Below are 22,897 nucleotides of genomic sequence, written 5' to 3' on the forward strand. Positions count from 1 at the left end.
ACCCGGGTCCGCCCGGTTGCACTACCGGCAACACGACGCAACAACGCAACACACAACCCACACAGCCGCATCGGCAACATGACGCGAAAAGGCAGGAGGCCTGAACGCCCATGCCACCGACAAGCGGATACAACGAGGACACGGACATGGCGCATTTTGAACTGATCGAAAAGATGGCACCCAATGCGGTGATCAAGGTGGTTGGCGTGGGCGGCGGCGGCGGCAATGCCGTGGCGCACATGGTCAACTCGGCAGTGGATGGTGTGGAATTCATCACCGCCAACACCGACTCGCAGGCCATCAAGAATTGCGGTGCCAAGCTGCAGCTGCAGCTGGGTACCAACGTGACCAAGGGCCTGGGCGCAGGCGCGAACCCGGAAGTCGGCCGCCAGGCTGCTCTGGAAGATCGTGAGCGCATCATGGACGCCCTGCAGGGCGCGGACATGGTGTTCATCACCGCCGGCATGGGCGGCGGCACCGGCACCGGCGCTGCACCGGTGGTGGCACAGCTGGCCAAGGAAATGGGCATCCTGACCGTGGCCGTGGTCACCAAGCCGTTCCCGTTCGAAGGCCGTCGCCGCATGCAGGTCGCGCTGAAGGGCATCGAAGAGCTGAGCCAGCACTGCGACTCGCTGATCACCATCCCCAACGAGAAGCTGATCACCGTGCTGGGTCGCAACGCGACCATGATCCAGGCCTTCCGTGCCGCCAACGACGTGCTGCAGGGCGCCGTGCAGGGCATCGCCGACCTGATCGTGCGTCCGGGCCTGATCAACGTCGACTTCGCCGACGTGCGCACCGTCATGTCCGAAATGGGCCTGGCGATGATGGGTACCGGCACCGCACGTGGCGATGACCGCGCCCAGGCCGCTGCCGAAGCCGCGATCCAGAACCCGCTGCTGGACGACGTGAACCTGGCCGGTGCCAACGGCATCCTGGTCAACATCACCGCCGGTGCCGACTTCACCATGGCCGAGTTCGACGAAATCGGCCGCACCATCGATGGCTTCGCTTCCGAAGACGCCACCGTGGTGGTGGGTACCGTGCTCGACCCGGACATGCAGGACGAAGTGCGCGTGACCGTGGTGGCCACCGGCCTGAACCGCGTGTCGGCCAGCAAGAGCCAGCGTCCGGGCGAACGCGCGCCGATCAAGCTGGTGCGCAACGCGACCACCGGCCAGCCGGAATTCGGCGACTTCGACAACGGTGGCGACGCCGTGTCCAAGGCCGTCGGCGGCATGGGCCTGGGCCTGCGTCGTGCCAGCAGCGACAGCGTGGCCGCGTCGACCCCGTCGGCACCGGCCTCTTCGGCCCCGGCATCGGCTGAACTGCCGAACGACTACCTGGACATCCCGGCCTTCCTGCGCCGCCAGGCGGACTAAGCGGAGCTGCCCGGGGCTTGTCCCCCCCGGGTTGCGCCACCATGTCCAGAAAATGCAGGCGCCGGGCCAGGATGGGCCCGGCCGCCTTGCTTCACGCGTGTCCCACCGGCAGCCTCCAAGGGTGTTTCAGCCGGGGTATGGGGACGTGCGTGTTAATCTAGCGTGTCACTTCCGGTCTCCCCCCATGATCCAGCAACGCACCCTCAAGAACACGATCCGCGCCACCGGCGTTGGCCTGCACAGCGGTGACAAGGTCTACATGACCCTGCGCCCGGCACCGGTCAACCATGGCATCGTGTTCCGGCGCGTGGACCTGGACCCGGTGGTGGAAGTGCCGGCCAAGGCCGAACTGGTCACCGAAGTGACCCTGTGCACCGGCCTGACCTGCAACGACGCCAAGATCCAGACCGTCGAACACCTGATGTCGGCACTGGCCGGCCTGGGTGTGGACAACATCATCGTCGAACTGTCCTCGGCCGAGCTGCCGATCATGGACGGTTCGTCCGGCCCGTTCGTGTTCCTGCTGCAGTCGGCGGGCATCGTGGAACAGGACGCGCCCAAGCGCTTCATCCGCGTGCTGAAGACCGTGGAAGTGACCGAGGGCGACAAGGTTGCCCGCTTCACCCCCTATGAGGGCTACAAGCTGGGCTTCACCATCCAGTTCGACCACCCGATGATCCCGGCCAAGCAGTCGCGCCAGGAAATCGAGTTCTCGACGATGGCCTACACCAAGGAAATCTCCCGCGCACGCACCTTCGGCTTCATGCGCGACCTGGAGTACATGCGCGAGCGCAACCTGGGCCTGGGCGGTTCGATGGACAACGCCATCGTGCTGGACGAGTTCCGCGTGCTCAACGAAGACGGCCTGCGCTACGCCGACGAATTCGTGCGCCACAAGATCCTCGATGCGATCGGTGACCTCTATCTGGCCGGTGGCCAGGTGCTGGGCGCCTACGAGGGCTTCAAGTCCGGCCACGCACTCAACAACAAGCTGGTGCGGGCGCTGATGGCCGATGCCACCGCCTGGGAATGGGTGACCTACGAGTCGCCGACCGCCGAAGATCCGGTGGTGTACGCCGTGCCGGCCTACGCCTGATTAGTCCAGGTTTTTGAAATACAAGAAGAAAACGCCGCCTTCCAGGGCGGCGTTGTCGTTTCCGGGCGCGGCTGGCTGAATGGCGCAGCGCGTAAAGCGACGGTCGGCTGCGGGTCACGGTTTTGTGAACCTGACCGCTTTGAAGCCTGAATATAACGATTATTTAACAACAATCTAACGACTCGACCACCCGGGACGGCTAGGATGCGACCCGGCCCCCGAACATTTCACGCAGCGGTGATGCGTCATTGACGGGGATCAGAACAGGAAGCTCCGTTGTCCTCAGGACCCTTGCTTCGGTTTGACCGGGGCATCCTGCAGGGCCGCCAAGGCGTCGCGTAGCCCTTTGTGCGTGGCGGCTGAAACTGCGTGGGGGCCATTCCGGTTGTCGTGCGCTGGGGAGCGCGTGGGAGTGGGAGACGCAGTCTTGATGGTCACTTTGGTGGCCTTCAGCCCGATGGACCGGGCCGCGTCGAGCAACTGGGCTTCGGCAAGCCGCAACTTGGCATGCCAGACCGGTGATTCGACGAGAAAAACGAGGTGTTCCCCGTCCACATTGGCCAGCCGGCAACGGTTGCGCAACGCGGGCGGTAACTGGGGGCGCAATTGACGGTCCAGCGCATCGAGCCACAAGGCACGACGCAGAGGGTTCCCGCTTTTGTCCGCCATCACTGCATCCAGTGCCGGTTTCGGCCTGGACGCGGGACGAACGCTGGATTTCGGCTCAGACATGAAAACTCACTGATGGCATTCAAAAAGATCGTAATCAAAACGCGTGAAGGGCAGGCCAAATCGCCGATCGCGCGTCTGCGGTTCTATTTCGAGGACCGCCCCCGTGCCCTGCTGGGCAGCGTGCTCGGGGTAGGCTGCATTATCGGCCTTGCCGGCGGCATTGGCGCCAGCGCGCTCAATGATTCGCGCCTGCAGGCCAAGGTCGACCGCCAGGAAGCTGAACTGGCCAAGGTCCAGCGCGATGCGCAGACCCAGGTCAACGCCTTGGCCGCCCGCCTGGGCGAGCTGCAGGCACAGGCCACCCGCCTGAACGCCCTCGGCGAGCGCCTGACCCAGATGGGCAAGCTGGAAGACGGCGAGTTCGACTTCAACGAGACCCCCGGCCTGGGTGACGGCGATGCCGGCGGCCCGACCTCGGACATTCCGGTCAAGGACGTCAACGCCGACTTACAGGTGCTGGAGCAGCGCTTCGCTGCTTCAGGCCGCCAGTTATCGGTGATGGAATCGCTGATGTTCGACCACCAGCTGCAGCAGAACGCCGTGCCCTCGCGCATGCCGATCCGCAACAGCTACGTGACCTCCGGCTTCGGCACCCGTGCCGACCCGTTCGGCCGCGGTGCCGCCACCCACAAGGGCATGGACTTCCACGCCAAGGTGGGCGACCCGGTGATGTCCGTCGCCGATGGCGTGGTCAGCTTCTCCGGCGTGAAGGGCGGCTACGGCAACGTGGTCGACGTCGACCATGGCAACGGCTACGTCACCCGCTATGCGCACAATTCGCGCCTGGTGGTGAAGGTCGGCGACCTGGTCCGTGCCGGCCAGGAAGTGGCCAAGGCCGGTTCCACCGGCCGCTCGACCGGTGCCCACGTGCACTTCGAGGTCTGGGAAAACGGCAACGTGGTCAACCCGCGCAAGTTCCTCGGCGACGGCGGCAACACCCCGGTCGGCCGCATCAGCCGCGGTTGAACCCGCTTTGGGTAGTGCCGGCCGCTGGCCGGCAAACCCTTGAGGCGACAGAAAGAGGTTGCCGGCCAGCGGCCGGCACTACCCTCTCGGGGTTGAAACCCCTCATGCCCGTCCCAAGCTACAATGGGTGTTGCCATCGACAGGGCGCCAGGCGCCCTGTTTCGTTTGCGGCGGACGGATCCCCAGGGGGAAGACCGGGCCGCTGTGTCCATCCAACCCGGTTCCTTCAATGATCAACAGCCTGCTTACCCGCGTATTTGGCAGTCGTAATGAACGACAGCTGCGCCAGCTCAACCGCATCGTCGCCAAGATCAATGCGCTGGAGCCGGAGATCGAGAAGCTTTCCGACGAGCAGCTGCAGGCCAAGACGCCGGAGTTCAAGCAGCGCATCGCTGGTGGTGAAGCCCTGGACAAGGTGTTGCCGGAAGCGTTCGCGGTCTGCCGCGAAGCCGGCCGCCGCGTGCTGGGCATGCGCCACTACGACGTGCAGCTGATCGGCGGCATGGTGCTTCACCTGGGCAAGATCGCAGAAATGCGCACCGGTGAAGGCAAGACCCTGGTCGCGACCCTGCCGGTGTACCTCAACGCGCTGGAAGGCAAGGGCGTGCACGTGGTCACGGTGAACGACTACCTGGCCCGCCGCGACGCCGCCCAGATGGGCAAGCTGTACAACTGGCTGGGCCTGAGCGTGGGCGTGGTCTACCCGGGCATGCCGCACAGCGACAAGCGCGAAGCGTATGCCTCGGACATCACCTACGGCACCAACAACGAGTTCGGTTTCGACTACCTGCGCGACAACATGGCGCTGTCCAAGGCTGACCGCTACCAGCGCGGCCTGCACTACGCCATCGTCGACGAAGTCGACTCCATCCTGATCGACGAAGCGCGTACCCCGCTGATCATCTCCGGTCCGGCCGACGATTCCCCGGAGCTGTACATCCGCGTCAACCGCGTCGTGCCGAACCTGGTCAAGCAGGAAGCGGAAGACGGCGAGGGCGACTTCTGGGTCGACGAGAAGGGCAAGCAGGTGCACCTGTCCGAAGCGGGCATGGAGCACGCCGAGCAGCTGCTGGTGGAAGCCGGCATCCTCGACGGCGAGACCGAAGGCCTGTACGCGCCGCAGAACCTGACCGTGGTCCACCACCTCAACGCCGCCCTGCGCGCGCACGCCATCTACCAGCGTGACGTGGATTACATCGTGCGCGACGGCGAAGTGGTCATCGTCGACGAATTCACCGGCCGTACCCTGTCCGGCCGCCGCTGGTCCGACGGCCTGCACCAGGCCGTGGAAGCGAAGGAAGGCGTGCCGGTCCAGCGCGAGAACCAGACGCTGGCAAGCATCACCTTCCAGAACCTGTTCCGCATGTACAAGAAGCTGTCCGGCATGACCGGTACGGCCGATACCGAAGCGTTTGAATTCCAGAGCATCTATGGCCTGGAAGTGGTGGTCATCCCGACCAACCGCCCGACCATCCGCAAGGACAGCCCGGACCAGGTGTTCCTCAACCGCAAGGGCAAGTTCAATGCGGTGCTGGCCGACATCGAAGAGTGCGCCAAGCGCGGCCAGCCGGTGCTGGTGGGTACCACCTCGATCGAAACCTCGGAAATGCTGTCCGAGCACCTGAGCAAGGCCGGCGTGAAGCACGAAGTGCTCAACGCCAAGCAGCACGACCGCGAAGCGACCATCGTCGCCAACGCCGGTCGTCCGGCCGCGGTGACCATCGCCACCAACATGGCCGGCCGTGGTACCGACATCGTGCTGGGCGGTTCGCTGGAAGCGGAAATCCACGAACTGGGCGAGGGCGCGACCGACGAGCAGAAGGCTGCGGTCAAGGCCGAATGGCAGAAGCGCCATGACGCGGTGAAGGCCGCCGGCGGCCTGCACATCGTCGGCACCGAGCGCCACGAATCGCGTCGTATCGACAACCAGCTGCGTGGCCGTTCGGGCCGCCAGGGTGACCCGGGTTCGTCCCGCTTCTACCTGTCGCTGGAAGACAACCTGATGCGCATCTTCGCCTCCGACTGGGTGCAGAAGGCCATGCGCATGATGGGCATGAAGGAAGACGACGTCATCGAGGACCGCCTGGTCAGCCGCCAGATCGAAAAGGCGCAGCGCAAGGTCGAGGCCCACAACTTCGACATCCGCAAGAACCTGCTGGACTTCGACGACGTCAACAACGACCAGCGCAAGGTGATCTACGCCCAGCGTGATGAACTGCTGGACGCCGAATCGGTGAAGGACAACGTCGATGGCATCCGCGACGACGTGATCTTCGATGTCGTCGCCCGCTTCGTGCCGCCGAACTCGGTGGACGAGCAGTGGGACCTGCGTGGCCTGGAAGCGACCCTGGAATCGGACTTCGGCCTGCAGATGTCGCTGGTGGACATGGTCAAGTCGCACGAGGAACTGGACGCCGAAGGCATCGCTGCCAAGGTGCTGGAGCGCGTCAACCAGCACTTCGCCGAGAAGGAAGCCGGCGTGGGCGAGGAAACCATGCGTGCGCTGGAAAAGCACGTGATGCTGACCGTGCTCGACCAGAGCTGGAAGGAACACCTGGCCCGCATGGACTACCTGCGCCAGGGCATCTACCTGCGTGGTTACGCGCAGAAGCAGCCGAAGCAGGAGTACAAGAAGGAAGCCTTCGAGCTGTTCTCGGACATGCTGGAGAACGTCAAGCGCGAAGTGGTGACCCTGCTGGCCCGCGTGCGCATCCGCAGCGACGAGGAAGTGCAGGCGCTGGAAGCCGCTGAACGGCAGCAGGTGGAAGCCCGCCTGAGCCAGTCGCAGTTCCAGCACCAGGACGCCGGCAGCTACAGCGCCGACGAGGAAGCGGCACAGGTGGAAGCCGCGCAGCAGGGGATAAACCCGCTGCAGCGTGACGAGCCGAAGATCGGCCGCAACGATCCGTGCCCCTGCGGCAGTGGCAAGAAGTACAAGCACTGCCACGGCCAGCTGAGCTGACCCCAGGAAGCCCCGCGAAAGCGGGGCTTCTTCGTTATGGCCGGGGCGATGGCCGTGCCGGGCCGGAGCCCGGCATTGCGCGGCGCCCTGCCGATTCGGCATCCTGCACCCATGCCTTCCCCGAAACGATCGATCCATGTCGTGGCCGGCGTCATCACCGACGCCCGTGGCCGCATCCTGCTCAACCGCCGTACCGAGAACCGCGACATGGCCGGCCTGTGGGAATTCCCGGGCGGCAAGCGCGAGGCCGGCGAGACGTCCGAACAGGCGCTGGTGCGTGAACTGCGCGAGGAGCTCGGCATCGAGGCCGAGATCGGCGAGTGGATCATGGACGTGCCGCAGCACTACCCGGACAAGCACCTGACCCTGGACGTGCGGCACATCCGCAGCTGGAAGGGCACCCCGCGCGGGCGCGAGGGCCAGGCCATCACCTGGGTGGCACCGGACAAGCTGGGCCGCTATTCGATGCCGCCGGCCGACCTGCCCGTGGTGGCCGCGCTGCGCCAACCGGACCGTTACCTGATCACCCCGGCGCCGGAGGATGGCGAGCACGGGCCGTTGCGCTGGCAGGAACAGCTGCAGCAGGCGGTGGCCGCGGGCCAGCAGCGCATCCAGCTGCGCCTGCCGGCCGCGCACCCGCAGCGGCAGGCGTTGATCGAACAGGCCCTGCGGGCACACCGCCAGGGCGTGCAGTGGCTGCTCAACCGCGATATCGAACTTGCCCGCACGCTGGGCGTCGGCGTGCACCTGGGCAGCGAACAGCTGCTGGCCCTGCAGGAACGTCCATTGCCGGCCGGCCAGCTGGTAGCTGCCTCCTGCCACGACCTTGCACAGCTGCAGGCTGCGCAGCGGCTGGGCTGCGATTTCGCCGTGCTTGGCCCGGTGCAGGCCACCGCCAGCCACCCCGATGCCACGCCGTTGGGCTGGGAGGCGTTCGCCGCGCTGCGCGCGCAGGTGTCGCTGCCGATCTACGCGCTGGGCGGTCTGGATGCCGGCCACGTCAGCCAGGCCCGTCGCCACGGCGGCCAGGGCATCGCCGCGATCCGCGGCCTGTGGCCGGGCGGGTAGCGCGGTGCTTCTGGCCTTCCGCCGGGCATGGCCCGGCGCTACCACAGGGTCGGCCGCCCGCTGTCAGTAGATCCACGCCATGCGTGGATGCGGCCTTACAACGTGATCCAGAAACACCCGTACTGCCGCCGCAGCCCCAGCACCGTCGCGGCGCGCGCCGCACTGCCCGGCAGGGTCTGTTCCAGGCGCAGGCCCACGGGGTGGCGTGCCACCGGCGTCCCGGGGTCGGATCCCTGCGCAGCAGGGCTCTGACCCTCATCCGGCTGCACCTCATCATCCTGCTGCGGATACACCGGCACCACGTCCACCAGCGGCCGCCGCACCACCGATTCCAGCTGGCCGAGGATGCGCTGCGCACCGGCATCGGACACCGCGCTCCACAGGTACAGCGTGGACAGCCGGTTGACGTCCTGGGTGTTCACCGCATCGTGCAGGGCCTGCACCAGCTCGCTCAGGCGGCGAGGGCAGCTGGCGCCCAGGCTGTCGCGCTGCAGGGTGCTGCCGGCCGGTGGCGGCGGCGGGCGCCGCGACTGCGCGCCCACGCTGTCACAGGGACGGTCGGTATAGACGCTCTGGCCCTGCGCATCGGTGCAGCGGTTCAAGCGCGTGGATTGGGCGTGGGCGTCGATGCTGGCCGCGGACAACAGCACCAGCAGCAGGGACAGGACGGCTTTCATCGCCACAGGGTAGCGTTGAACGCGACAACACAGTGCGCTTTCAGCCGTTCAGCAGCTTCAGCACCGACACCGTCGGCTTGGCCAGGTTCAGCGTGTAGAAGTGCAGGCCGGGTGCGCCGCCTGCGACCAGCCGCTGGCACAGCTTGGCCACGACTTCAGCACCAAACGCGCGCACCGACTCACTGTCATCGCCATAGGCCAGCATCTTGCGGCTGATCCAGCGCGGGATCTCGGCACCGCACTGCTCGGAGAAACGCCGCAGCTGGCTGAAGTTGGCGATCGGCATGATGCCGGGGGTGATCGGCACCTGCACGCCCAGCCGCTGCACCTCATCGACGAAGTGGAAATACGCGTCGGCGTTGTAGAAGTACTGGGTGATGGCCGCATCGGCACCGGCATCGACCTTGGCCTTGAAGTGCTTCAGGTCGGTCAGTGCGTCCGGTGCCTGCGGATGGGTTTCCGGGTAAGCGCCCACTTCGATGCGGAAGGCATCGCCGTGTTCGGCGCGGATGAAGGCGATCAGTTCGGACGCATAGCGCATGTCGCCGGGGAAGCCCATGCCCGAGGGCAGGTCACCGCGCAGCGCGACCAGGCGCCGGCAGCCGATGGCGCGGTACAGCTTGAGCAGCTCGCGGATCTCCTGGCGGGTGCCGCCGACGCAGGACAGGTGCGGCGCAGCGTCCAGGCCGTGGTGCTGGTTGAGATGGCGCACCGTCTCGGAGGTGTAGCTGAGGGTCGAGCCACCGGCACCGAACGTACAGGACACGTACTCGGGGGCATACGCCTTCAGCCGGGCGGCGGCACGGTCCAGCTGGCCACGCTGCTCATCGGTCTTGGGCGGGTAGAACTCGAAGCTGATGGCGGTCATGGCACGGGCGGTGGCGGCGGGTGCGGTTGAGTATATCTCTCCATCAAGATGGATGTGAAGCTGCGCGACGTGAATAACCGGTCCGCCCCGGGCGACCGTTCACCCGGGCGCACGGCCGTTGCTCCGCTACTGCAACACGCCGGCAGCCACGGCGGCCAGGCTGGCCGCATCCCCCCACGCACCCGTCCCTGCAAGGAGTACGCGATGAAGATGATGCTGGCGATGTACTACGCGATGAAGGCCCTGGCCCGGCTGGCGATGCTGGGCATGGCGATGGCCGTGCTCGGCTCGGGCGCTGCCCATGCCGCCGGGGCGGCCCCGGCTGGCACCGGTAAGGTGCAGGTGGAAGTGGTCGGCCATGGCCGCCCGCTGCTGATGATCCCCGGCCTGAACAGCAGCGCCGAGGTCTGGCACGAGACCTGTCGGGCGCTGAAGGACGTGCAGTGCCACCTGGTGCAGCTGCCGGGCTTTGCCGGCGCCCGCGCCGCCGACCCGCGACCGGCCGATTTCCTGTCGGCCATGCGCGACCAGCTGCTGGCCTACGTGCACGACCAGAAACTGGATCATCCGGCGGTGATCGGCCACAGCCTGGGCGGCGTGCTGACCCTGCAGATGGCGGTGAAGGAACCGGACGCACTGGGGCCGCTGGTCATCGTCGATTCGTTGCCGTTCTATGCCGGCATGCAGAACCCGCAGGCGACGGCACGGAGCGTGCAGCCGATGGCCGAGCAGATGCGCACGGCGATGCTGGCCGCGGACCCGGCCAGCTACCAGGCGCAGGCCGAAGCGGCGCTGGCCCCGCTGACCAACAGCACCGCGCGCCTGCCCGAACTGAAGCGCTGGGGCCGTGACAGCGATCGCGCCACCACCGCCGATGCGATGTACTCGCTGCTGGTGACCGACCTGCGCGGCGAAGTGGCCGGCATCCGTTCGCCCACGCTGGTCCTCGGCGCCTGGGCGTCCTACCAGGCAATGGGTGCGACCGAAGCATCGGCGCGTGCGATCTTCCAGTCGCAGTACGCCGCGCTGCCCGGCGTGCGCATCGAACTGAGCGCGACCGGCCACCACTTCCTGATGTGGGATGATCCGCAGTGGCTGCGTGGTCAGGTGCAGGCATTCCTGGACAGCCACCGCTGATCCTTCCGTCCGCTCCGGCCATCGCCATGCCCGATTCGACTTCCACACTGCGCTTCTGGCTGATCAACACCCTCGGGTGGGCGCTGTTCTGCGCGCTCAGCCTGGCGATGAACAGCACCTTCGGCGGCGGCGCCAGCAGTGGTGGCACGCTCATCAGCGTCGGCCTGGGCGTGCTGCTGTGGGGCATCAGTGCAGGCGTGCGCGCATTGGCCCTGCGGCGCGGCTGGTGGCAGCGCGAGTTCGGCGCGCTGGTGCTGCGGCTTGCGCTGGCGGTGCTGCTGGGCGCGCTGCTGGCCCAGCTGCTGCTGACCGCCCTGCTGCAGCCGGCGCTGGCACTGGGCTGGGTGGATTTCGGCGGACGGGCGGGTGACTTCCGCCCGGTGGCGCGGCTGGCCTATCTGCTCAACACTGTGCTGCTGCTGGGCCTGTGGACCGCGCTGTGGGCCGGCCTGCACAGCCTGCGCCAGGCGCGCCACGCGGAACTCGAACGCCTGCGGGCCGAGGCCCAGCGCAGCGCGCTGGAACGCGATGCACTGCGCGCGCGCTTGAATCCGCACTTCATGTTCAATGCGCTGAACAACCTGCGCGCGCTGATCCTCGAAGACCCCGAGCGCGCGCGGCAGATGGTCACCGATCTGTCGCGCACGCTGCGCCACGCGCTGGAGCACGCGCGCAACGAGGAGGCACTGCTGGCCGACGAGCTGGCCGTGGTGCGCGATTACCTGGCCGTTGAGGCCGTGCACTACGAACAGCGCCTGCAGGTACGCATCGACGTCGACGCGGATGCCGCGCAGGCACGGTTGCCGGTGATGGCGCTGCAGCTGCTGGTGGAAAATGCGATCAAGCACGGCATCGCCGTGTGCCCTGGCGGTGGCGAGGTGCGTATCAGCGCGCAGTGCCGCGACGGCCTGCTGCGGCTGCAGGTCGACAACCCGCTGGGTGTGGCCATGGCCGGCACGGATGCCACGACCGCCGGGCATGGCGTCGGCCTGGCCTACCTGCGCTCGCAGCTCGGCCGTGGCGGCCGCTTCCATCTGCAACCGCTGGACGGCCGCATGCAGGCCGTCCTGGAGATTCCGCAATGCGCACGACCCTGAATGTCCTGATCGTCGATGACGCGCGGCTGGCGCGGCAGGAACTGCGCACGCTGCTGGCGGCGCTGCCGTGGGTGCAGTGCGTGGGCGAGGCCGATGACGTACCGGCGGCGCGCGAGGCGATCGCACGGCTGAAGCCCGACCTGGTGCTGCTGGATGTGCAGATGCCGTCCGGCACCGGCTTCGACGTGCTCGATGGCCTGGACCCGGCACCCGCCGTGGTGTTCGTCACCGCCTACGATGCCTATGCGGTACGTGCCTTCCAGACCAATGCGCTGGATTACCTGGTCAAGCCGGTGGAAGCGCCGCGGCTGCATGAAGCGCTGGAACGCGCGCGCCAGCACGAGGTGCCTGCCGCGCCGGCGGTGGTTGCAGGTGGCGGCTTGAACGCGCAGGACCAGGTGTTCGTGCGCGATGGCGAGCGTTGCTGGTTCGTGGCGGTGGGCGAAATCCGCAGGCTGGTGGTGGATGGCAACTACACCCGCCTGTGGTTCCGCGACCAGAACGCGCTGTTGACGCGCAGCCTGAGTGCGCTGGAAGCACGCCTGCCCGCTGAACTGTTCTTCCGCGCCAACCGCAACACGCTGGTGAACCTGCGGCGCATCCGCAGCGTTACCCCCAGTATTGCCGATGGCTACGACCTGGCGCTGGATGATGGCAGCGAGGTGGGGGTGTCGCGGCGGCAGGCGCGTGAGCTGCGCGAGCGGATGGCGTTGTAGCCGCTGCTACAGCTCGGCGGGCTGACCCGTCAAACGGGCCATGACCCCTTCGCCGCCATGCTGGATGACCAGCTCGAGCCCGTAGTGGCTGCAGAGTCGCCGCATGATGTCCAGGCCCAGGCCGTTGCCCTCGCTGCCATCTCGCTTGTCGAAGGGCCGCGGTTCGGGCCAGCTGCCCAGAAAGGGCAATGTACCCGCGGTGTTGTGCACCAGCAGGTGACCGTCCTGCCATGCAATCAGGACCTCTCCCTGCGCGGTATGCGCGAACGCATTGCCGACCAGATTGGCCAGGACGACGCGCAGGGCCGCCTCGGGCGCACGCAGCGCGGCCTCGTTGGGCACGCTCAGCCGCACTTCGACAGGCCGCGCGGCCAGCAACGGAGACTGCTCGATGATCACCCGTTCCAGCAGCGGTACCAGCTTGACCGGCGGCGCACCGTGGCTGGCGGTTTCTTCGCGTGCCAGCGCCAGCAGCGCTGCGATGGCCTGCTGCAGCTGCAGTGCCGAAAGGCGGATGTGCTGCACATGCTGGCGGCCACGCTCGGACAATGCTGGCTCGCTGGATAGTTGGCCTGCCGCACTGGAGATGACGCTCAGAGGTGTGCGCAGCTCATGGCTGGCATCGCGCGTGAACGCCTGTTCGCGGGCAAGGAAGGCAGCGACGCGTGCGGACAACCCATCGAGCGCGCGCGCGAGTACGCCAATCTCGTCATCGTCGAAACGTGCTGCCAGGCGCATGCCGTGGCCAGGTTCCGGCTGCAGCGCTTCAACCTCTTCGACCAGCACGTAGAGCGAGCGCGTGCTGCGATGGGCGAGCCACATGCCAAGAGCAATCGCCGCGATCAAGACCAGCAGTGCCGTGCCGGCCAGCAGCATGACAACCCGGTCGCGGATCGGTCGGACCACCAGTTGCGCGCTGACTTCCGACACGAGCCACGCAGGCGGGGCGCCGGCCGGAGGATCGATCCGCTTGAGATGGTAGTGCCGCCCATCGACGCCTGCGAACTCCGAGCGCCAGGGTTCCTTTGCGAACTCGCTGCGTAGATCGTCAGGGAAGGTCGAAGGTGAGTCATGCAGCTGGATGGCGGCGTCGGCAGGCGTCCCCCAGTCCCCTTCGTGCGCGTGGCGGGCAAGCTGGGCCCGGGCTTCACGGTCCAGCTGGGCGTTGAAGATGCTGTCTTCCACCACGTACATGAATACCAGCGAATAGGTGCCGAACACCATGGCGGTAAACAGCGCGAAGGCGGTGAATGTGATCACCAGTCGGCGGCGCAGGCGCTGGGTTGGCCGCGGCCTCATGGCGAGGCTTCCAGACGGAAGCCGACACCGTGGACGGTTCGCAGCATCTCGCCTTCAAACGGCCTGTCCAGTGCCTGCCGCAACAGATACAGGTGCGATCGCAGCGGATCGGAAGGCGGTGCCTCATCACCCCACAGGCGTTGAACGAGCTCGCTGCGCGTGACCGTTCGCGGCCAGGCCTCGGCCAGCATGAGCAGGATGCTCTGCGGGACCTGTGCCAGTTCCAGAAGCATTCCTGCACGCCAGGCCTGGCCGCTGCGGCGGTCGATGCTCAACGGTCCAACCTGCAGGAGGTTCGGTTGACCCACGCGATGGCGGCGGGCGAGGGCGAGACAGCGGGCGAGCAGTTCGGCGTCGTCGAAGGGCTTGACCAGATAGTCATCTGCGCCCGCAGCGAAGCCCTGCAGCTTGTCGCCGATCGCATCCCGTGCGGTCAGCATCAGCACCGGGACGTGCCGATCGCTTCGCTCGCGCAGCCGATGGCAGACGGTCGTGCCATCGATGCCGGGCAACCCGATATCGAGCAGCAATACATCCGGCGGTGAAGCCAGTGCCAACTGCAGCCCGAGGTGACCTTCAGCGGCAAAATCGACCAGATGGCCATGCGCCTGCAGCATGTCGATGATGGCCGAGGCCAACGGCAGGTTGTCTTCAATCAACAGCAGGCGCAGGCGCTCGGCGTCCATGGTCAGGGCTGCATGCGGGCCAGGAGAGCGTTAGCTTCGTCCAGTCCGGGCTGCTTTTCCAGCACAGCCAGTATCTGCGAACGGGCCAGTTCGGTCCGTCCCAGGCGCCAGTGGGCTTCTGCCATCGCGACCTGCAGCCTCGGTTCGTCCATATGCGGGCTGGCCAACTGCATGATGGACAGCGCGTCGGTGATGGCGCTGGCATCCTTGGCGCCCTTCAGCTGGTAGAAGCCCAGCATGCCGATCAACTCCACGTGATGGTCGGAAGGGCGCTGCGCCAGTTCTCGTGCCGCCTGTCCATCGCGCTGCTGCAGGTGCTGCTCCACCAGCGCCATGCTGCGCTCGTCGCGCCATGCCTGGCGCGCCAGTGGCACGCGTCCGCTGGCGCGCACGAAGGCATCGGCCAGCGCGGCGGTCGAGAACGGGTTCTGGCCAGTCAGCAGGCGTCCATCGACCACGACTTTCGGCATCATCAGCGGTGCCTCCTGCCAGCGTGCGCCCAGCTCGCGCATGCGCGGTTCAAGCTGGAACGCGAATTCCTTCGCCCAGCGTTTGCCAAACAGGGCTTCTTCCTCTTCCGTGAAACCGGTCACGGCGCGGCCATCCACCATCGCCCGGCCATCGGGAAGGCGAACACCTGCCAGCGCGGCCGGGCCATGGCACACCGCCGCGACCAACCCGCCCTGCTGCCAGATGCCGGCAATCGTGGCGTGCAGGGCGGTGTCGACGGGAAGATCGAACATGGCGCCCTTGCCGCCGATCACCAGGACGCCCTGGTAGTCGCTGGCACGCAGTCGTGCGGTGGGCACGGTCGCGGCCAGCTTGCCCATGGCCTGCGGATCGGCAAGGACGGCGGCATTGAAAGCCTCGGAGGGGTTGTACTTGTCAGCCTCGACGGCGCCACCTCGCGGACTTGCCACATCAATGTCGAAGCCGTTCTGCTTGAGGATCAGCCAGGCCTGCGCGAATTCGTCCATCTCGAAGCCCGGACGGGTCTTGCCCTGGTCCCGGCCTTCGCTGCTGACCACGAGCAGCACCCGCGGTGATGCGGCAGATAGGGAAGGGATGGACAAGGCAGCGGGGAGAAGGAGGGCCAGCAGGCCGGACAGCAGAGGGCGGTGGAAGCGGTTCATACAGGACTCTCCGGGAGATGTACGCGCACTGTGGCCGTCAAATGTGAAGCAGACTTCAAGCGCATCGGCCGTTACCCTGATGACCTGTTCCCGCCCGTGTACGCCATGTCCATCGTCCTCACTGAGTTCGCCCGTCCCCGCCTGTTCCCGCGCGTGCCGCGCGCCAACACCATCCAGGATGTCAGCGCAGAGCAGTTCCAGGCACACCTCAACGCGCAAGCACCGCTGAAGGTGCTCGACGGCTACGCGCCGTTCTGCAAGCTGTTCGTCTACGAGAACTGGACCAGCACGCGCTGCCTGACCGTGCCGGTCACCGAGGCCAACCGCCACCTGCTGCGCAGCGGCTACGAAGCGCGCAACCGCGAGGAGCTGCCGGTGTTGGTGCGCTGGTTCGAGGGCGTGGAATCGCCGCGCGCGAACTACCTTGTGGTGATCCTGTACAGCGCCGAGCAGCTGGCCAAGGAAGGCTCGCCGATCGACGCGGACTGGGGCATCGTCGGCTGCATCTACACCGCCGAGCCGGAAGAAGTGCCGATGGCGCCGATCACGATGATGCGCAATGCACTGGGCGTGGAGGAGGGCGGTTCCGGCGTGCCGCTGGACCGCGAGGCCTACCAGCGCGCCGTGCAGTTCTGGGAGAACAACGCCAACTGGCGGCCGTGATCCATTGGCCCCAGTAGATCCACGCCATGCGTGGATGCTCTTCCGTCAGGCGACCTTCCACTCCCACCACGGGTAATGGTATTCGCGGTCGGTCACCTGCCAGTGCTGACCACACTGCGTGCAGGCAACGTGGTGGCATTCGCCCCAGCCGTCATCGGCATCGCCCACCGAGAGTAACTGCATCTGCCCCTGTTCGATCAGCCTGCGCGGGTCGAAAAACAGATACGTCGGCGTGAGCGCGCACAGGCAGCCGGCCTGCGCCTGCCAGTAGCGCAGGCGTTTCAGCGCAGACTGCAGATGCACCTGGTTGGCCAGCAGCGCACCGCCCAGCGTGACCCCGGCGCAGGCCCGTTCGATGCGGTCGGCATGCGGCGCCAGTGCATCCAGCAGCCCGGGATCGAACGTCACCGCGACCCGGCAGGCCGAGGCATGGATACGCGTGGCATCACCACTTAGCAGATCCTGCAGCAGGGCATCGGCCGCGGACATCAGCGGGCCTTCCCGATGGGCGCGTAATGCCCTGCGGTCAGCCGCAGCAGGTCGGCCGGGGCCAGTTCCACTTCCAGGCCGCGGCGGCCGGCGCTGACGTGCAGCGTCGGCAGGGCCTGTGCGCTGGCATCGAGGAAACTGCGCAGGCGCTTCTTCTGCCCGAGCGGACTGATGCCGCCGACCAGGTAGCCGGTGGCGCGCTGGGCGGCATCGGCGGCGGCCATCTCGCACTTCTTGCAGCCTGCGGCTTCGGCCAGCGCCTTCAGGTCCAGCTGGCCGCCAACCGGCACGATCGCCACCAGCAGTTCGTGGGTTTCGGTGCTGGCCAGCAGGGTCTTGAACACCTGCGCCGGGTCCAGGCCCAGCTTCTCCACGGCTTCGCCACCGTAGGACTCGGCGTGTGCGTCGTGCACGTAGCTGCGCACGGTGTGGGCGATCTTCTCGCGCTTGAGCAGGTTGATGGCGGGAGTCATGGGGGCATCGTAGCGCGCGCTGGGCGGGTTGCCTTGACCGAGGCTACTGCCGGAGAGCATCCACGCATGGCGTGGATCTACTGATCCTCCGCCCCCGCTAGATCCACGCCATCCGCCCCCCAGTAGATCCACGCCATGCGTGGATGAGCCAACGGGCATGACCGAGCTGCCGCCGTCTGCACCGACGTGGCAGACTGGGGGCAACAGGACGCAGCACAGGGGAATGGAGTGGCATATCAGCGGATGATCGCGGCAGGCCTGCTTGCCGGAATGATGTTGGCCGCCGGACCGGCACTGGCCGATGACGGACGCTGCACGCGAGGCAAGGCCGTGGGCGAGCTGATCGATGCCGGCATGGTGTCGATGGCCTCGCACCGCAAGGGTGACCAGTGTCGTTTCACCGGCGTGGCGTCGAGTGTCCACGCGATGTTGCGGCAGGCCATGTTCCTGTCCGCGCTGGCGGGCAACTGTCGCGGCATTGCCCTGGAAGTGGACCCGAAGCAGGAGACCCGCCTGGGCATCCGTGTACCGCAGCGCTGCCTGGTCGACACCGACCCGCCGGATGCTCCGCCGGTCGATTGGTGGCCGCTGTCGTCGCCTCCGCCGAGATACCCGCAGGAGGCCTACAAGCAGGGCCTGAAGGGCACCACCGTGATCCTGGTGGTGATCAACCGCGAGGGCCGGGTGACGGGAAGGATCATCGCCGAGTCCAGTGGCCATCCGGCGCTGGACGAGGCAGCCATCAACGCGGCCTCGGCCTGGACGTTCAGCAGCAAGCGCAGTGATCCGCCCGACGTCAGCCTGGCCAGGATTCCGGTCAACTTCGAATTCTGAGCGCACTGCCGCACGGATCATTTGAGTGAGTCCGCCAACGCAGAACGGGCGCCCGAAGGCGCCCGTTCCGTTTGCATCCGTTGCCGGGGTCAGAGCCCTTTCCTGCGGAAAGGGATCCGACCCCGGGCACGGCATCAGTAGCGGTAGTGGTCCGGCTTGAACGGGCCTTCCACCGGCACGCCGATGTAGTCGGCCTGTTCCTGGGTCAGGGTGGTCAGCTTCACGCCGATCTTTTCCAGATGCAGGCGGGCCACTTCTTCGTCCAGGTGCTTGGGCAGCAGGTAGACCTTCTTCTCGTAGCTGTCCTTGTTGGCCCACAGGTCGATCTGGGCCAGGGTCTGGTTGGCGAACGAGTTGGACATGACGAAGCTCGGGTGGCCGGTGGCGCAGCCCAGGTTCACCAGGCGGCCTTCGGCCAGCAGGAAGATCGCATTGCCAGCACTTCCATCAGAAGCCGGGAAGATGTACTTGTCCACCTGCGGCTTGATGTTCACGTGCTGCACGCCCGGGAACGCCACCAGCGCATCGACCTGGATCTCGTTGTCGAAGTGGCCGATGTTGCAGACGATGGCCTGGTCCTTCATCGCGCTCAGGTGCTCGATGCGGATGATGTCCTTGTTGCCGGTGGTGGTGACGTACAGGTCGGCACGGCCCAGGGTCGATTCGATGGTGTTGACTTCATAGCCTTCCATCGCCGCCTGCAGTGCGCAGATCGGGTCGATCTCGGTGACGATGACGCGCGCGCCGTAGGCACGCAGCGACGCCGCGCAGCCCTTGCCCACGTCACCGTAGCCGCAGACCACGGCGACCTTGCCGGCCAGCATCACGTCCATCGCGCGCTTCAGGCCATCGGCCAGCGACTCGCGGCAGCCGTACAGGTTGTCGAACTTGCTCTTGGTGACCGAGTCGTTGACGTTGATCGCCGGGATCAGCAGGGTGCCGGCCTGGGCCAGCTGGTACAGGCGGTGCACGCCGGTGGTGGTCTCTTCGGAGACGCCCTTCCAATCCTTGACCACGCGGCCCCAGTAACCCGGGCGCTCGACGGCGACGCGCTTGAGCAGGTTCTTGATGACCTGTTCTTCGTGCGAGGAGGAGGCGGTGTTGACCCAGTCGCTGCCGTTTTCCAGCTCGTAGCCCTTGTGGATCAGCAGGGTCACGTCACCGCCGTCGTCCACCACCAGCTCCGGGCCGGTCAGGGTGCCGTCGGGCAGGGTGAAGGTCAGCGCGTCCAGGGTGCAGTCCCAGTACTCTTCCAGGCTCTCGCCCTTCCAGGCGAACACCGGGGTGCCGGTGGCGGCGATGGCCGCAGCGGCGTGATCCTGGGTCGAGAAGATGTTGCACGAGGCCCAGCGCACGTCGGCGCCGATGTCCTTCAGGGTCTCGATCAGCACCGCGGTCTGGATGGTCATGTGCAGCGAGCCGGTCACGCGCACGCCCTTCAGCGGCAGGCTGGTGGCGTGCTTGCGGCGGATCGACATCAGGCCCGGCATCTCGTGCTCGGCGATGTCCAGTTCCTTGCGACCCCAGTCGGCCAGGGTGATGTCGCGGATCTTGTAGTCACCTTCGGTGGAGAAGGTCTTGGCAACAGCGTTCATGCAGTAGCTCCGGTTGTGGGCGAGCGGGTACTCGCATCTAGCCGGGCGCCGTTGTTACAAAGCCACCTTACCGAGCCTGGCCGGGCCTCAGGGGATCCGGTCGCAGCGCCCCTCGGCAGGGGAGAACCCCCAGTATATCGCGGCCCCGGGCCGGAACCGGAGCGACCCAACCATCGGCAGATGGGGCGCGGGTCGGCGCCTGTTAAGGTCGAAGGTCTTCACGCATCCAAAACAGGAAGAACGATGAGCAAGCACGCGCGCCGCAGCCGGCGCTGGACCGGCCTGGTCCTGTCCATGGCCCTGCTGGCGGTGGTCCCGCAGGCGTGGTCGGCCGACAGCCCGCAGGTGGCCGCCGCCAGGGACGTGGCCGGTTATGAGCTGCCCTCGGCCGCGCTGCAGGCGGTGGTCGATGCGCCGCGTGCGCCCAGCCTGTTCCTGTCGCCGCGCCGCGACGTGGCCGCGCTGATGCAGATGCCGTCGCTGCCGTCGATCCAGGTGGTGGCGCAGCCGGAACTGAAGCTGGCCGGCATCCGCATCAACCCGCGCACGTTCTCCGACAGCCGCTTCAGCTTCGGCGAGAAGCTGTGGCTGATGAACGTGGCCGACGGCAAGGAACGGCAGATCAGCGGCCTGCCGGCGCAGCTGTCGATCGCCGGCCTGGCCTGGTCGCCTGACCAGAAGTGGCTGGCCTTCAACCAGGTCGACGCCGCCAGCGGCGCCAACGAGCTGTGGCTGGTGGACGTGGCCAACGGCAGTGCGCGCCGCCTGCAGGCCAACCTCAACACGGTGTTCGGCGACGGTTACCAGTGGCTGCCCGACAGCCGCGGCCTGATCGTGATGACCCGCCTGGCCAATGCCGGTGATCCGCCGCCTGCCGATGGCATCCCGACCGGCCCGGCCGTGCAGCAGACCGGCAAGAGCAGCGGCGTGGTCTCCATCCGCACCTACCAGGATCTGTTGAAGAACGAAGCCGACGCGCGCCTGTTCGATTACTACGCGCGTGCGCAGCCGATGCAGGTCGGCCTGGACGGCCAGGCCCGCGCCATCGGCATGGCCGGCATCTACCTGGGCCTGGCGGCCTCGCCGGACGGCAACTACCTGCTCAGCCAGACCGTGCAGCGGCCGTATTCCTACGTGGTGCCGGTGGGCAGCTTCCCGCGCCGCATCGACGTGCTCGACCGCAACGGCCAGCTGGCCCACAGCGTGGCCTCGCGCCCGCTGGTGGAAGGCCTGCCGACCGGCAACGATGCCGAGGTGACCGGCGTGCGTGACATCAGCTGGCGCGCCGATGCGCCGGCGACCCTGGTCTGGGCCGAAGCGCAGGACGGCGGTGACCCGAACCGTGACGCCAAGGTGCGCGATGCGGTGTTCATGCAGGCCGCGCCGTTCGAGAAGCCGCCGGTGACCCTGGCCCAGCTGGGCAGCCGTTTCGGTGGCATCACCTGGGGCCGTGGCGATCTGGCCCTGCTCAGCGAATCGTGGTGGAAGACGCGCAACACCAAGACCTGGCGCATCACCCCGGACGACGCCACGCAGTCGCCGCAGCTGCTGTGGGACCGCGATGCACAGGACCGCTACAACGATCCGGGCCGCGCCGGTGTGGTGCGCGACGTCAACGGCCGCAGCCGCCTGCAGACCACCGCCGATGGCCGCAGCATCTTCCTGTACGGGCAGGGCGCGTCGCCGGAAGGTGACCGTCCGTTCGTCGACCGCTTCGACATCGAAAGCCGCAAGGCCACCCGCCTGTTCCATTCGCAGGCACCGGTCTATTCGGCACCGGTCGCGCTGCTGGACCAGGAAGGTGAGTCGCTGCTGCTGACCCGCGAAAGCCCGGACGAGCCGACCAACTTCTTCGTGCAGTCGCTGGCCCAGGCCGACGCCGCCCCGCGCGCGCTGACCCGTTTCGCCCACCCGCTGCCGCAGCTGAAGGGCGTGCAGAAGGAACAGATCCGCTACAAGCGTGCCGATGGCGTGGACCTGACCGCGACGCTGCTGCTGCCGCCGGGTTACGACCCCAAGCGTGATGGCCCGCGCCCGCTGCTGATGTGGGCCTACCCGGGTGAGTTCAAGAGTGCCACGGCCGCCAGCCAGGTGACCGATTCGCCGTACCGCTTCAACGCGATCAGCTACTGGGGTCCGCAGGCGTTCCTGGCCAAGGGCTACGTGGTGCTGGCCAGCCCGACCATGCCGATCATCGGCGAAGGTGACAAGGAACCCAACGACACCTACATCGAACAGCTGGTGGCCAATGCACAGGCCGCGGTGGACGAAGTGGTGCGTCGTGGCGTGACCGGCCGCGAGCACATCGCCATCGGTGGCCATTCCTACGGTGCGTTCATGACCGCCAACCTGCTGGCGCACACCCGCCTGTTCAAGGCCGGCATCGCCCGCAGCGGCGCCTACAACCGCACGCTCACCCCGTTTGGTTTCCAGGCCGAGGAGCGCAACTACTGGCAGGCGCAGGACGTCTACCAGAAGATGGCGCCGTTCAACTACGCGGACAAGATCAAGGATCCGATCCTCTTCATCCACGGCGTGGACGACAACAACTCCGGCACGTTCCCGATCCAGAGCGAGCGCATGTTCGCCGCGGTGAAGGGCCTGGGTGGTACCGCGCGGCTGGTGATGCTGCCGAACGAATCGCACGCCTACCGCGCACGCGAATCGATCATGACCATGCTGGCCGAGAGCGAGCGCTGGCTGGAACAGACCATCGGCCCGGTGCAGCAGGGCAAGACGAAGAAGAAGCGCTGACCGCGCGCGTGATGATGGCGGCCCCTGCAACGGGGGCCGCCTGTTGCTCCGGCGGGGTAGAGTCGACCGTTGGTCGACTATCGCGCGCAGCGCGGGCTTTCCAAGCGCCGCAAGAAGAGCAGTCGACCAACGGTCGACTCTACCCCGGCGGTGTTTGCCCGACCGGTGTATCCGTAGCCGGCGGATACGTGCAGATGAAACCATTTCTGCAACGCAGCAACGGCGTCGAATTGGGATAGGCTTGGCGACGGATCATGCCCCGAGGTTCGT

20 protein-coding genes and 1 riboswitch are annotated in these 22,897 nt (G+C 66.9%); of the genes, 11 read left to right on the forward strand and 9 right to left on the reverse strand.

The genetic code is table 11. The annotated features are described in order from the left end of the window. The first annotated feature begins 146 nt into the window (after window positions 1-146). Window positions 147-1,382, forward strand: a complete 1,236-nt coding sequence (gene ftsZ / locus C1925_RS03700; RefSeq protein ID WP_079220635.1) for a cell division protein FtsZ — start codon at window positions 147-149, stop codon at window positions 1,380-1,382. A gap of 184 nt (window positions 1,383-1,566) precedes the next feature. Continuing rightward, window positions 1,567-2,478, forward strand: coding sequence for a UDP-3-O-acyl-N-acetylglucosamine deacetylase (gene lpxC, locus C1925_RS03705; protein WP_079220636.1), 912 nt, complete (start codon window positions 1,567-1,569; stop codon window positions 2,476-2,478). A 282-nt stretch (window positions 2,479-2,760) separates the two neighbouring features. On the opposite strand, the gene C1925_RS03710 is transcribed toward lpxC, so the two are convergent. Further along, window positions 2,761-3,210 (reverse strand): DUF721 domain-containing protein, encoded by a 450-nt coding sequence (locus C1925_RS03710; protein ID WP_108767755.1) that lies wholly within the window; start codon window positions 3,208-3,210, stop codon window positions 2,761-2,763. 12 nt (window positions 3,211-3,222) lie between these two features. Between C1925_RS03710 and C1925_RS03715 the strand changes: the two genes are divergently transcribed. The 3 genes from C1925_RS03715 to C1925_RS03725 all read left to right on the forward strand — a co-directional run bounded on the left by C1925_RS03715 (window position 3,223) and on the right by C1925_RS03725 (window position 8,206). Then, window positions 3,223-4,176, forward strand: coding sequence for a M23 family metallopeptidase (locus C1925_RS03715; protein WP_108767756.1), 954 nt, complete (start codon window positions 3,223-3,225; stop codon window positions 4,174-4,176). A 229-nt stretch (window positions 4,177-4,405) separates the two neighbouring features. After that, entirely contained in the window at window positions 4,406-7,138 is a 2,733-nt protein-coding gene (gene secA / locus C1925_RS03720) for a preprotein translocase subunit SecA (RefSeq protein WP_108767757.1), read from the forward strand. A gap of 111 nt (window positions 7,139-7,249) precedes the next feature. Beyond that, complete coding sequence (locus C1925_RS03725) at window positions 7,250-8,206, forward strand: Nudix family hydrolase (RefSeq protein WP_108770610.1); 957 nt, start codon at window positions 7,250-7,252, stop codon at window positions 8,204-8,206. A gap of 95 nt (window positions 8,207-8,301) precedes the next feature. Here the strand turns inward: C1925_RS03725 and C1925_RS03730 are convergent, their stop codons facing one another. Beyond that, the gene (locus tag C1925_RS03730; protein ID WP_108767758.1) at window positions 8,302-8,883 is read right to left on the reverse strand and encodes a DUF4124 domain-containing protein; all 582 of its coding nucleotides are present in this window, start codon (window positions 8,881-8,883) and stop codon (window positions 8,302-8,304) included. A 40-nt stretch (window positions 8,884-8,923) separates the two neighbouring features. After that, window positions 8,924-9,751 carry a methylenetetrahydrofolate reductase [NAD(P)H] gene (metF, locus tag C1925_RS03735; RefSeq protein ID WP_108767759.1) on the reverse strand — a complete coding sequence of 276 codons (828 nt, stop codon included), beginning with the start codon at window positions 9,749-9,751 and terminating at the stop codon, window positions 8,924-8,926. Between the two features lie 204 nt (window positions 9,752-9,955). On the opposite strand from metF, the gene C1925_RS03740 reads away from it, so the two are divergent. From C1925_RS03740 to C1925_RS03750, 3 genes are read left to right on the forward strand one after another with little or no spacing between them, the layout of a single operon-like run. Next, window positions 9,956-10,888, forward strand: coding sequence for an alpha/beta hydrolase (locus C1925_RS03740; protein WP_108767760.1), 933 nt, complete (start codon window positions 9,956-9,958; stop codon window positions 10,886-10,888). 26 nt (window positions 10,889-10,914) lie between these two features. Further along, a complete protein-coding gene (locus C1925_RS03745; protein WP_108767761.1) occupies window positions 10,915-11,985 on the forward strand; it encodes a histidine kinase in 1,071 nt (356 codons plus the stop codon). Beyond that, window positions 11,970-12,701 carry a LytTR family DNA-binding domain-containing protein gene (locus C1925_RS03750; RefSeq protein ID WP_108767762.1) on the forward strand — a complete coding sequence of 244 codons (732 nt, stop codon included), beginning with the start codon at window positions 11,970-11,972 and terminating at the stop codon, window positions 12,699-12,701. The genes C1925_RS03745 and C1925_RS03750 overlap by 16 nt, the downstream gene beginning before the upstream one ends. A 6-nt stretch (window positions 12,702-12,707) precedes the next feature. Here the strand turns inward: C1925_RS03750 and C1925_RS03755 are convergent, their stop codons facing one another. From C1925_RS03755 to C1925_RS03765, 3 genes are read right to left on the reverse strand one after another with little or no spacing between them, the layout of a single operon-like run. Then, window positions 12,708-14,000 carry a HAMP domain-containing sensor histidine kinase gene (locus tag C1925_RS03755; protein WP_108767763.1) on the reverse strand — a complete coding sequence of 431 codons (1,293 nt, stop codon included), beginning with the start codon at window positions 13,998-14,000 and terminating at the stop codon, window positions 12,708-12,710. Beyond that, window positions 13,997-14,686, reverse strand: a complete 690-nt coding sequence (locus tag C1925_RS03760; RefSeq protein WP_108767764.1) for a response regulator transcription factor — start codon at window positions 14,684-14,686, stop codon at window positions 13,997-13,999. The genes C1925_RS03755 and C1925_RS03760 overlap by 4 nt, the downstream gene beginning before the upstream one ends. A 2-nt stretch (window positions 14,687-14,688) precedes the next feature. Further along, on the reverse strand, window positions 14,689-15,819 hold the full coding sequence (locus C1925_RS03765) for a type 1 glutamine amidotransferase domain-containing protein (RefSeq protein WP_108767765.1): 1,131 nt from the start codon (window positions 15,817-15,819) through the stop codon (window positions 14,689-14,691). Window positions 15,820-15,924: 105 nt separating this feature from the next. Between C1925_RS03765 and C1925_RS03770 the strand changes: the two genes are divergently transcribed. Beyond that, a complete protein-coding gene (locus C1925_RS03770) occupies window positions 15,925-16,482 on the forward strand; it encodes a DUF3228 family protein (RefSeq protein WP_108770611.1) in 558 nt (185 codons plus the stop codon). A gap of 45 nt (window positions 16,483-16,527) precedes the next feature. Here C1925_RS03770 and C1925_RS03775 read toward each other — a convergent pair whose 3' ends face one another. Both C1925_RS03775 and ybaK read right to left on the reverse strand, forming a co-directional pair. After that, window positions 16,528-16,971 (reverse strand): hypothetical protein, encoded by a 444-nt coding sequence (locus C1925_RS03775; protein WP_108767766.1) that lies wholly within the window; start codon window positions 16,969-16,971, stop codon window positions 16,528-16,530. Further along, complete coding sequence (gene ybaK / locus C1925_RS03780; RefSeq protein WP_108767767.1) at window positions 16,971-17,444, reverse strand: Cys-tRNA(Pro) deacylase; 474 nt, start codon at window positions 17,442-17,444, stop codon at window positions 16,971-16,973. Before ybaK ends, C1925_RS03775 begins: the two co-directional genes overlap by 1 nt. A gap of 273 nt (window positions 17,445-17,717) precedes the next feature. Here ybaK and C1925_RS03785 point away from each other — a divergent pair, with 273 nt between their 5' ends. Beyond that, the gene (locus tag C1925_RS03785; RefSeq protein ID WP_159097474.1) at window positions 17,718-18,278 is read left to right on the forward strand and encodes an energy transducer TonB; all 561 of its coding nucleotides are present in this window, start codon (window positions 17,718-17,720) and stop codon (window positions 18,276-18,278) included. A gap of 134 nt (window positions 18,279-18,412) precedes the next feature. Here C1925_RS03785 and ahcY read toward each other — a convergent pair whose 3' ends face one another. Beyond that, window positions 18,413-19,873, reverse strand: coding sequence for an adenosylhomocysteinase (gene ahcY / locus C1925_RS03790; protein ID WP_108767769.1), 1,461 nt, complete (start codon window positions 19,871-19,873; stop codon window positions 18,413-18,415). A gap of 36 nt (window positions 19,874-19,909) precedes the next feature. Continuing rightward, window positions 19,910-19,993, reverse strand: a riboswitch (S-adenosyl-L-homocysteine riboswitch). Window positions 19,994-20,116: 123 nt separating this feature from the next. Here ahcY and C1925_RS03795 point away from each other — a divergent pair. Then, a complete protein-coding gene (locus C1925_RS03795; protein WP_108767770.1) occupies window positions 20,117-22,627 on the forward strand; it encodes a prolyl oligopeptidase family serine peptidase in 2,511 nt (836 codons plus the stop codon). Window positions 22,628-22,897 lie beyond the last annotated feature (270 nt).

Origin of the sequence: Stenotrophomonas sp. SAU14A_NAIMI4_5 (assembly GCF_003086795.1) — a bacterium.
Classification (GTDB): Bacteria; Pseudomonadota; Gammaproteobacteria; order Xanthomonadales; family Xanthomonadaceae; genus Stenotrophomonas.